The following is a 13,165-nucleotide window of genomic DNA, read 5'->3' as shown; positions in this document are numbered from 1 at the left end:
GTGTTCGGCGACGGTCGGGTGTGGTGGGTGGGAGAGATCACAAAGTTGATGGGTGACCCCGTGTCGAAGGTCACAGGGGGCGGGGCATAGGATGCCTCCAGCTTTGTGAACTGACTCACATGCGACCAGCAGTCGCCGTCGACTGGAAGGAGCGAGGTGCGGTGAACGCGTACGTTCCCATCCTCGTGCTAGGGGCCCTGGCAACCGCCTTTGTCGTCTTCTCCGTGGTCGCCGCCGCGGTCATCGGTCCCAAGCGCTACAACCGGGCGAAGCTCTCGGCCTATGAGTGCGGCGTGGAGCCCACGCCGCAGCCGGTCGGAGGCGGGCGCTTCCCCGTCAAGTACTACCTGACGGCGATGCTCTTCATCATCTTCGACATCGAGATCGTCTTCCTCTATCCCTGGGCCGTCCAGTTCGACGCCCTGGGGATGTTCGGGCTCGTGCAGATGTTGGTTTTCGTCGGCCTGATCGGCGTCGCCTACGCCTACGACTGGCGGCGCGGCGGCCTGGAGTGGGACTGAGGGAAGGGCGGACCTGAGATGGGTCTCGAAGACAAGATCCCCGGCGGCTTCCTGCTGGACACGGTGGAGAACCTGGCGGGCCTGGCCCGGAAGTCCTCGGTCTTCCCCGCCACGTTCGGCCTGGCCTGCTGCGCGATCGAGATGATGACCACCGGCGCCGGCCGCTACGACCTGGCCCGCTTCGGCATGGAGGTCTTCCGCGGCTCCCCGCGCCAGGCCGACCTGATGATCGTCGCCGGCCGGGTCAGCCAGAAGATGGCGCCGGTGCTGCGGCAGGTCTACGACCAGATGCCGAACCCCAAGTGGGTCATCTCCATGGGCGTCTGCGCGTCCTCGGGCGGGATGTTCAACAACTACTCGATCGTCCAGGGCGTCGACCACGTCGTCCCCGTCGACATCTACCTGCCCGGCTGCCCGCCGCGGCCCGAGATGCTGATGGACGCGATCCTCAAGCTGCACGCCAAGATCCGCGAGGAGAAGCTCGGCATCAACCGGGAGCAGGCGGCCCGCGAGGCGGAGGAAGCGGCGCTGAAGGCCCTGCCGACGATCGAGATGAAGGGGCTGCTCCGGTGACAAGCGCTCGGCGCGCGCACCCGCGTCACGACCTGGCGGATGCGGACCTGCGCGCCGCGCCCGCGGCCGGGCCTGCTGGCCCGGAAGGAGTTGGCGGCTCGACGGCGGCCGCGCCGGTCGGCGCCGTAACGGGCGCGAAGCGCGTGATGGTGGGAGAGGGACAGTGAGCGATCCGCACGTGAATGGGAACACGAACACAAGCGGCGGGGTGCCGGCCGCCCGGGGCACGGCCGGCGAGCCCATCGCGCGGCGGCGCGGCATGTTCGGACCGCGGAACGGCGGGGACACCTCCGGCTACGGCGGCCTGGTGCGGACCGTCCGCATGCCGGCGGGGAGTTCGCGCCCCTACGGCGGCTACTTCGACGAGGTGGCCGACGAACTGGAAGGGGCGCTGGAGGAGCAGGGCCTCGACCCGGCCGTCGTGATCGAGCGCACCGTGGTGGACCGCGGTGAGCTCACCTTCCACATCGCCCGCGAGCACCTGAAGGCCGTGGCGCGCACGCTGCGGGACGACCCGGCGCTGCGGTTCGAGCTGTGCACCGGCGTCAGCGGGGTGCACAACCCGGAGGACCACGGGCGCGAGCTGCACGCCGTCTACCACCTGCGGTCGTTGACCCACGGCCGGTTGATCAGGCTGGAGGTCAGCGTGCCCGACGCCGACCCGCACCTCCCGTCGGTCGTCGAGGTGTACCCCACCAACGACTGGCACGAGCGGGAGGCCTACGACTTCTTCGGCCTGATCTTCGACGGCCACCCGGCGCTCACCCGGATCATGATGCCCGACGACTGGCAGGGCTTCCCGCAGCGCAAGGACTACCCGCTCGGCGGCATCCCCGTCGAGTACAAGGGCGCCCAGATCCCGGCACCCGACCAGCGGAGGTCGTACAGCTGATGTCTGCCACACACGCCACCCACGCGACCCGGGCCGCCGAGGCCAGGGAGACCACGGAAGGCACGGTCTACACCGTCACCGGCGGCGACTGGGACGAGATCACCCAGGCCGCGGCCGACCGCGCCGACGACGAGAAGATCATCGTCAACATGGGTCCCCAGCACCCGTCCACCCACGGGGTGCTGCGGCTGATCCTGGAGATCGACGGCGAGACGGTCACCGAGGCGCGCGCCGGCATCGGCTACCTGCACACCGGCATCGAGAAGAACCTCGAGTACCGGACGTGGACCCAGGGCACCACGTTCGTGACGCGGATGGACTACCTGACGCCGTTCTTCAACGAGACGGCGTACTGCCTCGGCGTCGAGAAGCTGCTCGGCATCACCGACGACATCCCGGACCGGGCCAGCGTCATCCGGGTGCTGCTGATGGAGCTCAACCGGCTCTCCTCGCACTTCGTGGCCATCGCCACCGGCGGCATGGAACTCGGCGCCACCACGGTGATGATCTACGGCTTCCGGGACCGCGAGCACTGCCTCGACGTCTTCGAGCTGATCACCGGCCTGCGGATGAACCACGCGTACGTCCGCCCCGGCGGCCTCGCGCAGGACCTGCCGCCCGGTGCCATCGACGCGCTCCGCGAGTTCGTCAAGAAGATGCGGAAGAACCTGCCGGAGTACGACAAGCTCTGCACCCACAACCCGGTCTTCCGCGGCCGCCTCAAGGACGTCGGCTACCTCGACCTCGCCGGCTGCCTCGCGCTCGGCGCCACCGGGCCGATCCTGCGCTCCGCGGGGCTCCCGCACGACCTGCGCAAGACCGACCCCTACTGCGGCTACGAGACCTACGACTTCGAGGTCCCGACCACCGACACCTGCGACTCCTTCGGCCGCTTCCTGCTGCGGCTCGAGGAGATGCGGCAGTCGCTGCGGATCATCGAGCAGTGCATCGAGCGCCTGGAGCCGGGCCCGGTCATGGTCGCCGACAAGAAGATCGCCTGGCCCGCGCAGCTCGCCCTCGGCCCCGACGGCCTCGGCAACTCGCTGGACCACATCAAGAACATCATGGGCACCTCGATGGAGGCCCTGATCCACCACTTCAAGCTGGTCACCGAGGGCTTCCGGGTCCCGGCCGGCCAGGTCTACACCGCCGTCGAGTCCCCCAAGGGCGAGCTCGGCGTGCACATGGTCAGCGACGGCGGCACCCGGCCCTTCCGGGTCCACTTCCGCGACCCCTCGTTCACCAACCTGCAGAGCATGGCCGCGATGTGCGAGGGCGGCATGGTGGCCGACGTGATCGTCGCCGTCGCGTCCATCGACCCCGTGATGGGAGGCGTCGACCGATGACGGACGTGAACCTCGGGATGCCCGAGCTGCCCGCGCCCGCCTACCCGGCGGACGTCCAGGAGCGGCTCGCGGCCGACGCGGCGCAGGTCGTCGCGCGCTACCCCGACAGCCGCTCCGCGCTGCTGCCGCTGCTGCACCTGGTGCAGTCCGAGGAGGGCTACGTCACCCGCACCGGCATGCAGTTCTGCGCCGACCAACTCGGGCTCACCACCGCCGAGGTGACCGCCGTCGCCACCTTCTACTCCATGTACCGGCGCAAGCCGTCCGGCGAGTACCAGGTGGGCGTCTGCACCAACACCCTGTGCGCGGTGCTCGGCGGCGACGCCATCTTCGCCGCCCTCCAGGAGCACCTGGGCGTGGGCAACGGCGAGACCACCGAGGACGGCAAGGTCACCCTCGAACACATCGAGTGCAACGCCGCCTGCGACTTCGCGCCGGTGCTCATGGTCAACTGGGAGTTCTTCGACAACCAGACCATCGAGTCCGCCAAGCGCCTCGTCGACGAGCTGCGCGCCGGCGCCGAGGTCACCCCGACCCGCGGCGCCCCGCTGTGCGACTTCAAGCAGACGGCCCGGGTGCTGGCCGGCTTCCCCGACGAGCGCCCGGGCGCCGTCGCCGCCGGCGGCAGCGCGGGCCCCGCCTCCCTCGCCGGGCTCCGGCTCGCCCGCGGCGAGACGAGCGCCGGCACCGTCGTGCCGCCGCGCGACGGCGGCCAGCCGGCCGCCGCCACCTCGGAGCCGGCCGAGCCAGGACGGCCGCCGGCCACCCACCCCAGCTCACACGACGCTCCCCAGCCGAGTTCGGCCTCCGACCCCAAGCACCCCGCCGGGCCGGTGACCGAGGAGGACGAGTGATGACCGTGACCGCCGAAGAGCTCAACGAGGCAGGGCCCGAGAAGATCCTCGCGCCGGTGCTCTCCGCCACCTGGGACACGCCCGACTCCTGGACCCTGGACGTCTACCGCGCGCACGGCGGCTACCGGGCCCTGGGCAAGGCGCTGGCCATGGCGCCCGACGACGTCATCGCCTACGTCAAGGAGTCCGGGCTGCGCGGCCGCGGCGGCGCCGGCTTCCCCACCGGGATGAAGTGGCAGTTCATCCCGCAGGGCGACGGCAAGCCGCACTACCTGGTGGTCAACGCCGACGAGTCGGAGCCGGGCACCTGCAAGGACATCCCGCTCCTCTTCGCCAACCCGCACGCCCTGATCGAGGGCATCGTCATCGCCTGCCACGCCATCCGCTCCAACCACGCCTTCATCTACCTGCGCGGCGAGGTCGTCCCCGTGCTGCGGCGGCTGCAGTCCGCCGTGGCCGAGGCGTACGCCGCCGGCTACCTCGGCAAGGGCGCGCTGGGCGCGGGCGGCGACCTGGAGATCACCGTGCACGCCGGCGCCGGCGCCTACATCTGCGGCGAGGAGACCGCGCTGCTCGACTCGCTCGAAGGCCGCCGCGGCCAGCCCAGGCTCCGGCCCCCCTTCCCGGCGATCGCCGGCCTCTACGCCTGCCCCACCGTGGTGAACAACGTCGAGTCGATCGCGTCGGTTCCCGCGATCATCGACCGGGGCAAGGAGTGGTTCCGCTCCATGGGCAGCGAGAAGTCGCCCGGCTTCACCCTCTACTCGCTCTCCGGGCACGTCGCCCGCCCCGGGCAGTACGAGGCGCCGCTCGGCGTCACGCTCCGCGAACTCCTCGACCTCAGCGGCGGGATGCGCCCGGGACACCAGCTGAAGTTCTGGACCCCCGGCGGCTCCTCGACCCCGCTCCTCACCGAGGAGCACCTGGACGTGCCGCTGGACTACGAGGGCGTCGGCGCCGCCGGCTCCATGCTCGGCACCAAGGCCCTGCAGTGCTTCGACGAGACCACCTGCGTGGTGCGGGCCGTCACCCGCTGGACCGAGTTCTACGCGCACGAGTCCTGCGGCAAGTGCACCCCCTGCCGCGAGGGCACCTACTGGCTCGTCCAGCTGATGCGCGACATCGAGGCCGGCAAGGGCCTCCTCAGCGACATCGACAAGATCGCGGACATCGCCGACAACATCAACGGCAAGTCCTTCTGCGCGCTCGGCGACGGCGCGGCGAGCCCGATCTTCTCCTCGCTGAAGTACTTCCGCGACGAGTACGAGCAGCACATCACGGGCCGCGGCTGCCCCTTCGACCCGGCGAAGTCCACCGCCTGGGCGGACGACGACACTTCGGCTCACCTGGAGGTGAACGCATGACGGCCACCGCCGACGAGCTGACCGCCAAGGCCAAGGCCGAGGACCTGGTCACCCTCACCATCGACGGCATCGAGATCTCGGTGCCCAAGGGCACCCTCGTGATCAGGGCCGCCGAGCAGCTGGGCATCGAGATCCCCCGGTTCTGCGACCACCCGCTGCTCGACCCCGCCGGCGCCTGCCGGCAGTGCATCGTGGAGGTCGAGGGCCAGCGCAAGCCGATGGCCTCCTGCACCATCACCTGCACCGAGGGCATGGTGGTGCGGACCCAGCTCACCTCGCCGGTCGCCGAGAAGGCGCAGCGCGGGGTGATGGAGCTGCTGCTGATCAACCACCCGCTGGACTGCCCGGTCTGCGACAAGGGCGGCGAGTGCCCGCTGCAGAACCAGGCGATGTCCACGGGCGACCCGGAGACCAGGTTCGACGGCGTCAAGCGCACCTTCGAGAAGCCGGTGCCGATCTCCGCGCAGGTGCTGCTCGACCGGGAGCGCTGCGTGCTGTGCGCCCGCTGCACCCGCTTCTCGCAGCAGGTGGCGGGCGACCCGATGATCGAGCTGCTCGAGCGCGGCGCGCTGCAGCAGGTGGGCACCGGACAGGGCGACCCGTTCGAGTCCTACTTCTCGGGCAACACCATCCAGATCTGCCCGGTGGGCGCGCTGACCTCGGCCGCCTACCGGTTCCGCTCCCGGCCCTTCGACCTGGTGTCCTCGCCCGGCGTCTGCGAGCACTGCTCGGGCGGCTGCGCGATCCGCACCGACCACCGGCGCGGCAAGGTGATGCGCCGCCTCGCCGAGAACGACCCCGAGGTCAACGAGGAGTGGATCTGCGACAAGGGCAGGTTCGCGTTCCGCTACGCGCAGCGGCCCGACCGGCTGACCGGACCGCTGGTCCGGGACCCGGAGACCGGCGAGCTGGCCCCGGCCAGCTGGCCGGAGGCGCTGCGGGCCGCGGCCGAGGGCCTGGCGGCCGCGCGGGAGCGGGGCGCCGGGGTGCTCACCGGCGGCCGTCTCACCGTCGAGGACGCCTACGCCTACGCCAAGTTCGCCCGGGTCGCGCTGGCCACCAACGACATCGACTTCCGGGCCAGGCCGCACAGCCAGGAGGAGGCCGCGTTCCTCGCCTCGCACGTGGCGGGCCACGGCGTCGACCTGGACGGCGGCGGCCCCGGCTACCGGGGTCTCGAGGCCGCGCCGGCCGTGCTGCTGGTCGGCTTCGAGTCCGAGGAGGAGGCGCCCGGCGTCTTCCTGCGGCTGCGCAAGGCGGCCCGCAAGCGCGGCCAGCGGGTGTTCTCCATCGCCACCCACATGACCCGGGGCCTGGCCAAGACCAACGGCACGCTGCTGCCGGCCGCCCCCGGCACCGAGCCCGACTGGCTGGAGGCGCTGGCCGGCAACGACGCCAACCTGGGCGAGGCCGGCGGCTCGGCCGCCGCCGCGCTGCGCGAGCCCGGCGCGCTGATCGTCGTCGGCGAGCGGCTCGCCGCCGTCGCCGGCGGCTACACGGCGGCCGTGGCGGCCGCCGGCGCGACCGGCGCCGGGCTGGTGTGGATCCCGCGCCGGGCGGGCGAGCGGGGCGCGATCGAGGTGGGCGCGCTGCCCGGGCTGCTGCCCGGCGGCCGGCCCGCGACCTCGTCCCGGGCCCGCCAGGAGGTGGCCAGCGTCTGGGGCCTCGACGCGCTGCCCGAGGCGGCCGGCCGCGACACCGCCGGGATCCTGGCGGCCGCGGCGGCCGGCGAGTTGGGCGCGCTGCTGGTCGGCGGCGTCGAGCCGGCCGACCTGCCGGACCCGGCGGGCGCGCGCGCCGCGCTGGACGCGGTGGCCCGCGACGGCTTCCTGGTCAGCCTCGAACTGCGGCCCTCCGAGGTGACCGAGCGCGCCCACGTGGTGCTGCCGGTGGCCGCGGTCGTGGAGAAGGAGGGCTCGTTCCTCAACTGGGAGGGCCGGGTCCGCCCGTTCGCCGCCGCCGTCAAGCCGGACCAGATGACCCGCCGCCTGGTGCAGACCGACGCCCGGGCGCTCACCATGCTCGCCGACGCGATGGGTCTCTCCCTCGGCCTGCCCGACGTGTACGCCGCGCGCCGCGAGTTGGACGCGCTGGCCGACTGGACGGGCGACCTGCCGCTCGGCCCGACCTCGCCGCCCGCCGAGCTGCCGAGCCCCGGCGCCGGCGAGGCCGTGCTCGCCGGCCACCGGCTGCTGCTCGACCAGGGCCGGCTGCAGGACGGCGACCCGGCGCTGGCCGCCACCCGGCACGCGGCCTTCGCCCGGCTCAACGCGGCGACCGCCAGGGAGGCGGGCGTCGCCGACGGCGAGCCGCTGACCGTGACCGGGCCCGCCGGCTCCCTCGAACTGCAGCTGGCCGTCACCGAGGAGATGCCCGACCGGGTGGTGTGGCTGCCGCTGAACTCCGTCGGCGGCGGCGTCGCCGCCGACCTGGGCGCCACCCCGGGCGCCGTGGTCTCACTCGCGGCCGCCCGGCAGGCTCCCGCCGCTGACGAGGAGGTGACCGCGTGATCGAGCTCGCGGAGGAGACCGATCTGACCATGTTCGGGGACGACCCGTTCTGGTTGATCGCGATCAAGGCGGTGTTCTGTTTCGCCTTCCTGCTGGTGCTGGTCCTGATCAGCATCGTCATGGAGCGCAAGGTCCTCGGCTGGATGCAGCTGCGCATCGGCCCCAACCGGCACGGCCCCTGGGGCATGCTCCAGTCGCTCGCCGACGGCGTGAAGCTGATGCTCAAGGAGGACATCGTCGTCAAGGGCGCCGACCGGTTCGTCTACCTGCTGGCGCCGCTGCTGGCCGCGATCCCGGCGTTCATGGCGATCGCGGTGATCCCCTTCGGCCCCAAGGACGACCCGGTCAGCATCTTCGGCACCGAGACCGTCCTGCAGCTCACCGACCTCCCGGTCGCCCTGCTCTACGTGCTGGCCACCGGCGCCATCGCCGTCTACGGCACGGTGCTCGCCGGCTGGTCGTCCAACTCGACCTACCCGCTGCTCGGCGGCGTGCGGGCGACGGCGCAGATCATCTCCTACGAGGTCGCCATGGGCCTCAGCTTCGCCGCCGTCTTCCTCTACTCCGGGTCGATGTCCACCTCGGCCATCGTGGACGCGCAGGAGGACCGCTGGTTCATGGTCCTGCTGCCGGTGTCCTTCCTGATGTACATGGTGGCGATGGTCGGCGAGGCGCACCGCCCGCCGTTCGACATGCCGGAGTCCGAGGGCGACCTGGTCGGCGGCTACCTCACCGAGTACTCGTCCATCAAGTTCGCCTTCTTCATGATGTCCGAGTACATCCACACGGTCGCCGTCTCCACCCTGATGGTCACCCTCTTCCTCGGCGGCTGGCGCGCCCCGGCGCCGCTCAGCTTCTGGGAGGGCGCCAACTCCGGCTGGTGGCCGATGCTCTGGTTCACGATCAAGGTCTGCGCCGTCATCTTCTTCTTCATGTGGATCAGGGCCTCGCTGCCCCGCGTCCGCTACGACCAGTTCATGGTGCTGGGCTGGAAGGTCCTCATCCCGATCGCCCTGGTCTGGCTGATGCTGGTCGCCACCGTCCGCGCGATGCAGAACGAGGACTACGCCTTCCGCGACATCGTGCTCTGGGTCGGCAGCGGGGTGCTGGTCCTGCTGCTGCTCTCCTTCGTCGTCGACGTCTTCCGCGACCGCGCGGACCAGCGGCTCGAAGAGGAGGAGGCCGCGAAGGCGGCCGAGCCGTTCGACCCGATGGCCGGCGGCTACCCGGTGCCGCCGCTGCCCGGGCAGACCCTGCCGCCGGTGCCGCGCCGGCCCTCCCGCGCCGAGCGGGTGCCGGCGGGCGTGAACGGCACGGGCGGCACGGGCGGAGTCACCACAGTCAACGGCAGCCACGACGGAAAGGGAGGCGAGGACGGCGATGCCTGAGTTCCACAATCCGCTGGGCGGCTTCGGACTGACCTTCAGGGCCATGTTCAAGAAGCGGCTCACGGAGCAGTACCCGGAGGAGAAGAAGCCGACCGCGCCCCGTTTCCACGGCCGGCACCAGCTCAACCGGCACCCGGACGGCCTGGAGAAGTGCATCGGCTGCGAGCTGTGCGCCTGGGCCTGTCCCGCCGACGCCATCTACGTGGAGGGCGCCGACAACACCGAGGAGGAGCGGTACTCCCCGGGCGAGCGCTACGGCCGCGTCTACCAGATCAACTACCTGCGCTGCATCCTGTGCGGCCTGTGCGTCGAGGCGTGCCCCACCAGGGCGCTGACCATGACCAACGAGTACGAGCTGGCCGACCGCACCCGCGCCTCCCTGATCTACACCAAGGAGGAGCTGCTCGCCGGCCTGCAGGACGGCATGGTCGAGGCCCCGCACGCCATGTACCCCGGCACCGACGAGCAGTCGTACTACCGGGGCGAGGTGACGCGGGCCGCCCCCGGCACCGTCCGGCAGACGCCGGGCGCCGTCCAGGACGAGGACGCCTTCGACGAGAACGACGACCCGATCACCGCCGCCTCCAAGCTGCACGAGCCGGGAGTGAAGGCATGAGCGCTCTCGTCCCCCTCACCTCGCTCGCCGCCGAGACCTCCACCTCCACCGGCGAGGCCGTCCAGTTCTGGATCCTCGCCCCGCTGGCGGTGGCCGGCGCGCTCGGCACCGTGCTGCTGCGCAGGGCCGTCCACGCGGCGCTCTCGCTGGCCGGCACCATGGTGCTGCTCGCCCTCTTCTACCTGGCCAACGGCGCCTACTTCCTCGGCGTGGTGCAGATCGTCGTCTACACCGGCGCCGTGATGATGCTCTTCCTGTTCGTGCTGATGCTGGTCGGCGTCAGCGCCACGGACTCGCTCAAGGAGACGCTCACCGGGCAGCGCTGGCTGGCGGCCGGCTGCGGGCTCGGGCTCGGCGTCCTGCTGATGGCCGGCATCGGCCAGGCCGTCACCGGCTCGTTCACCGGCCTGACCCAGGCCAACGCCGGCGGCAACGTGCAGGGCCTCGCCTCGCTGCTGTTCACCCGCTACGTGGTGGCCTTCGAGGTGACCGGCATCCTGCTGACCATCGCCGCCGTCGGGGCCACGCTCCTCACCCACCGCGAGCGCATCGAACGCAACAAGACGCAGCGCGAGCAGTCCGAGGACCGGGTGCGCGCCGGCACCCACGTGCCGCCGCTGCCCGCGCCCGGCGTCTACGCCCGGCACAACGGCGTCGACATCCCGGGCCTGCTGCCCGACGGCACCCCGTCCGAGCTGACCGTCAACGCCACGCTGCGCGCCCGCGGCCAGGTCCGCGAGGTGCACCGGGAGGCGGTCGAGGCCGTCGCCGCCATCGAGCGGCGCACCGCCGACTACCACGGCCAGCCGCGCCCGCCGAAGCCGCTGGCGCTGCCCGGGCCCGACGCCGAGCGGAGCGAGGCCGAGGACGGCGAGAAGACGGAGGCCACCAAGTGAACCCGGAGAACTACCTCTTCCTCTCCGCGCTGCTGTTCACGGTGGGCGCCTGCGGAGTGCTGCTGCGGCGGAACGCCATCGTGCTGTTCATGTGCGTCGAGCTGATGCTCAACGCCTCCAACCTGGCGCTGGTCACCTTCTCCCGCATGCACGGCAACCTGGACGGCCAGATCATGGCGTTCTTCGTGATGGTGGTGGCCGCCGCCGAGGTCGTGGTGGGGCTGGCGATCATCATCATGGTGTTCCGCTCCCGCCACTCGGCCTCGGTCGACGACGCCAGCCTGATGAAGCTGTAAGGGGAACGAACCAGTGGAGTCATTGATCGCACTGCTCATCGCGGCGCCGCTGCTGGGCGCCGCCGTGCTCCTGACGGGAGGGCGGCGGCTCGACCGGCTCGGCCACTGGCTGGGCACGGCCCTCGCCGCGGTGTCGTTCGTCCTCGCCGTCGTGCTCTTCTTCGACCTCCTGGGCCGGGAGGCCGAGCACCGCACCCTGCACCAGCACCTGTTCAGCTGGATCCCGGTGGGCGGGTTCCAGGCCGACGTGGCGTTCCAGCTCGACCAGCTGTCGATGACCTTCGTCCTGCTGATCACGGGCGTCGGCACGCTGATCCACCTCTACTCCGTCGGCTACATGGAGCACGACGAGCGGCGGCGCCGCTTCTTCGGCTACCTCAACCTGTTCCTGGCGGCCATGCTGCTGCTGGTCCTGGCCGACAACTACCTGCTGCTGTACGTCGGCTGGGAGGGCGTGGGTCTCGCGTCCTACCTGCTGATCGGCTTCTGGCAGCACAAGCCGAGCGCGGCCACCGCGGCCAAGAAGGCGTTCGTGGTCAACCGGGTCGGCGACGTCGGCCTCTCGATCGCGATCTTCCTGATGTTCACCACCTTCGGCAGCTTCGCCTTCGACACCGTGCTGCCGAACGCGACCACCACCAGCGAGGCGACGCTCACCGGCATCGGCCTGATGCTGCTGCTCGCCGCCTGCGGCAAGTCCGCGCAGGTGCCGCTCCAGTCCTGGCTCGGCGACGCGATGGAGGGCCCGACCCCGGTCTCGGCCCTGATCCACGCGGCCACCATGGTGACCGCCGGCGTCTACCTGGTGACCAGGTCCGCCGACGTCTTCAACGCGGCGCCCGACGCGCAGACCGTCGTCATCACCGTCGGCGCGGTCACGCTGCTCTTCGGTGCCATCGTCGGTTGCGCCAAGGACGACATCAAGAAGGCGCTGGCCGGCTCCACCATGTCGCAGATCGGCTACATGATGCTGGCCGCGGGCCTCGGCCCGCTGGGCTACGCCTTCGCCATCATGCACCTGGTCACCCACGGCTTCTTCAAGGCCGGGCTCTTCCTCGGCGCCGGCTCGGTGATGCACGGCATGAACGACGAGGTCGACATGCGGCGGTACGGCGGGCTGCGGAAGCACATGCCGATCACCTTCGTCACCTTCGGCCTCGCCTACCTGGCGATCATCGGCTTCCCCTACCTCTCCGGCTTCTTCTCCAAGGACGAGATCATCTACGCCGGGTTCGCCAAGGGCGGCGGCCAGGGCTGGCTGCTCGGCGGCGTGATGCTGCTGGGCGCGGCGCTCACCGCGTACTACATGACGCGCATCATGCTGCTGACGTTCTTCGGCGAGAAGCGCTGGCAGCCGGACGCCAACGGCCACGAGCCGCACCCGCACGAGTCCCCGCTGTCCATGACCATCCCGATGATGGTGCTGGCCGTGGGCTCGGTGGCCGCCGGCTTCTTCTTCAACCTGGGCTCCTCGTTCGAGCACTGGCTGGAGCCGGTCACCGGCATCGCGCACGGCGACTCCCCGGTCAGCCACGGCATGGTGTCGGTCGCCGCCACCGGCGTGATGGTGCTCGGCGTGGCCGGCGCCTGGTTCCAGTACGGCCGCCAGCCGGTGCCCGTGGTGGCCCCGACCGGCTCCCTGCTGACCCGGGCGGCCAGGCGCGACCTGCTCCAGGACGACTTCAACCACGCGGTGCTCGTCCAGCCGGGCAACTACCTCACCCGCGGCCTGGTCTACGTCGACCACAAGCTGGTGGACGGCGTGGTCAACGGCACGGCCGCCGCGTTCGGCGGTCTCTCCGGGCGGCTGCGGCGGGTGCAGAACGGGTTCGCCCGCTCCTACGCGGTCTCGATGTTCGGCGGCGCGGTCCTGCTGGTCGCCGCGACCCTGCTGATGAGGGCGGTCTGA

At 71.3% G+C, this 13,165-nt stretch carries 12 protein-coding genes; all 12 read left to right on the top strand.

Going from position 1 to position 13,165, the window contains the following annotated elements:
* The first annotated feature begins 161 nt into the window (after nucleotides 1-161).
* Entirely contained in the window at nucleotides 162-521 is a 360-nt protein-coding gene (locus RNC47_RS21600; RefSeq protein ID WP_311601115.1) for an NADH-quinone oxidoreductase subunit A, read from the top strand.
* Between the two features lie 18 nt (nucleotides 522-539).
* A complete protein-coding gene (locus RNC47_RS21595) occupies nucleotides 540-1,094 on the top strand; it encodes a NuoB/complex I 20 kDa subunit family protein (protein ID WP_132817368.1) in 555 nt (184 codons plus the stop codon).
* A gap of 163 nt (nucleotides 1,095-1,257) precedes the next feature.
* Nucleotides 1,258-1,986, top strand: coding sequence for an NADH-quinone oxidoreductase subunit C (locus tag RNC47_RS21590; RefSeq protein WP_394814838.1), 729 nt, complete (start codon nucleotides 1,258-1,260; stop codon nucleotides 1,984-1,986).
* Nucleotides 1,986-3,332: an NADH-quinone oxidoreductase subunit D gene (locus RNC47_RS21585; RefSeq protein WP_311601114.1), complete on the top strand. Its 1,347-nt coding sequence runs from the start codon at nucleotides 1,986-1,988 to the stop codon at nucleotides 3,330-3,332. The genes RNC47_RS21590 and RNC47_RS21585 overlap by 1 nt, the downstream gene beginning before the upstream one ends.
* Complete coding sequence (nuoE, locus tag RNC47_RS21580; protein WP_311601113.1) at nucleotides 3,329-4,186, top strand: NADH-quinone oxidoreductase subunit NuoE; 858 nt, start codon at nucleotides 3,329-3,331, stop codon at nucleotides 4,184-4,186. Before RNC47_RS21585 ends, nuoE begins: the two co-directional genes overlap by 4 nt.
* Complete coding sequence (gene nuoF / locus RNC47_RS21575) at nucleotides 4,186-5,550, top strand: NADH-quinone oxidoreductase subunit NuoF (RefSeq protein WP_311601112.1); 1,365 nt, start codon at nucleotides 4,186-4,188, stop codon at nucleotides 5,548-5,550. The genes nuoE and nuoF overlap by 1 nt, the downstream gene beginning before the upstream one ends.
* Nucleotides 5,547-8,060: an NADH-quinone oxidoreductase subunit G gene (locus RNC47_RS21570; RefSeq protein WP_311601110.1), complete on the top strand. Its 2,514-nt coding sequence runs from the start codon at nucleotides 5,547-5,549 to the stop codon at nucleotides 8,058-8,060. Before nuoF ends, RNC47_RS21570 begins: the two co-directional genes overlap by 4 nt.
* Nucleotides 8,061-8,089: 29 nt before the next feature.
* Nucleotides 8,090-9,448, top strand: coding sequence for an NADH-quinone oxidoreductase subunit NuoH (gene nuoH / locus RNC47_RS21565; protein ID WP_311601147.1), 1,359 nt, complete (start codon nucleotides 8,090-8,092; stop codon nucleotides 9,446-9,448).
* Nucleotides 9,441-10,064 (top strand): NADH-quinone oxidoreductase subunit NuoI, encoded by a 624-nt coding sequence (gene nuoI, locus RNC47_RS21560; protein WP_311601109.1) that lies wholly within the window; start codon nucleotides 9,441-9,443, stop codon nucleotides 10,062-10,064. The genes nuoH and nuoI overlap by 8 nt, the downstream gene beginning before the upstream one ends.
* The gene (locus tag RNC47_RS21555; RefSeq protein WP_311601108.1) at nucleotides 10,061-10,960 is read left to right on the top strand and encodes an NADH-quinone oxidoreductase subunit J; all 900 of its coding nucleotides are present in this window, start codon (nucleotides 10,061-10,063) and stop codon (nucleotides 10,958-10,960) included. Before nuoI ends, RNC47_RS21555 begins: the two co-directional genes overlap by 4 nt.
* Entirely contained in the window at nucleotides 10,957-11,256 is a 300-nt protein-coding gene (nuoK, locus tag RNC47_RS21550) for an NADH-quinone oxidoreductase subunit NuoK (RefSeq protein ID WP_311601107.1), read from the top strand. The genes RNC47_RS21555 and nuoK overlap by 4 nt, the downstream gene beginning before the upstream one ends.
* Before the next feature lie 13 nt (nucleotides 11,257-11,269).
* Nucleotides 11,270-13,165: an NADH-quinone oxidoreductase subunit L gene (nuoL, locus tag RNC47_RS21545; RefSeq protein ID WP_311601106.1), complete on the top strand. Its 1,896-nt coding sequence runs from the start codon at nucleotides 11,270-11,272 to the stop codon at nucleotides 13,163-13,165.

The sequence above is a fragment of the Streptomyces millisiae genome, from assembly GCF_031845425.1.
Taxonomy (GTDB): domain Bacteria; phylum Actinomycetota; class Actinomycetes; order Streptomycetales; family Streptomycetaceae; genus Streptomyces; species Streptomyces millisiae.
This window is presented reverse-complemented; position numbering and strand designations above follow the sequence as displayed.